The organism is Salicola sp. AFF1 (genome assembly GCF_056783195.1).
The window spans coordinates 1-985 of record NZ_JBXAYL010000105.1; the positions used below are offsets into that span (position 1 = coordinate 1).

The following is a 985-nucleotide window of genomic DNA, read 5'->3' on the forward strand; positions in this document are numbered from 1 at the left end:
TTCGCCAGGTTGTTCACGGACCACTCGCCGCCTGTAATCAAGGCCGGCTCAAAAGCATACACCTCATCCGGCCCCAGGGGACCCAGCTTTTTAAGGGCCTGGGGGAACAGCGGTTTGTCGTTCATGTCGGTGAGGTCATAGCCTTCCTTGTCCGAGGTGGCAAAGAATGCCTGTACTGCAACTTCAGGATCAGACTCAACCGACTTCACCTCTTTCTCAATGGCGATAATGGCATGGGTCGGGCAACTGATCGTCAAAGAGCGATTGGTTTTTTCGCCCCACACGTACAACTCCCCGAACGCCGTCCGGGCAATGGCCCGGTAGGTATCCAGCGCCTCGAAGGGGGTGCCTTCCAGCCACATCGCCACCAGGTGATCGTAGTCCGCCGGATTCACCAGCCAGAACAGGCCGTCGGTAAAGCCGCTCCAGCCCACGTCCTGCCAGTATTCCAGCAACTTGTCCGGCAACAGCCCCCGGTAACGCTCCACCTCGTCAGCCGTCACCGGCCTGGAGTGAGTGGGTTCCCCGAACTTTTCGATAAAGTAATCAAAATGATCATCGCGCATCATCAATATCCTCTTGCCATCTCCAGGCGCACATTCATCTTCGCCGCGCCCTGGCCGTTGGCAACGGCCGCATCGGCGGCCTCCTCCATTGCCTCTAGCCGGCCACTCTGTTTCCAACTGCTGCCGATCGCGGAGTTGATGTCAGACCGCCCCATGCCGCTGGGCATCGGGTCTTTCCAGCCACCGGCCACCATATCCGGTTCGTGGAGGGCAGCCAACTTATCTGATATTTGGTCCGCTCGCTCTTTCGATAGTTTGTCCATGTCCCGGGGAGACAATCGTTGGTCTTTTGGTAGCGAGCGATTCCGCTTTTCCAAAGTTTTATAGATGTTACTTGAGACTCGCTTCTTAAACCTTTCTCGATAGGTCCCCTGCATTTTCTCAGCCAGGGGATTCCGCCCCGTACCGGCATAGGCATC

2 protein-coding genes are annotated in these 985 nt (G+C 57.1%); both read right to left on the reverse strand.

Annotated elements, in window-relative coordinates:
* Positions 1-569, reverse strand: a 569-nt coding sequence (locus tag AC1RQI_RS16920) for a GAD-like domain-containing protein (protein WP_481905783.1), incomplete at its 3' end; no start/stop codon positions are given.
* The coding region (locus AC1RQI_RS16925; protein ID WP_481905784.1) for a polymorphic toxin type 15 domain-containing protein at positions 569-985 on the reverse strand (417 nt) is incomplete at its 5' end. The genes AC1RQI_RS16925 and AC1RQI_RS16920, both read right to left, overlap by 1 nt.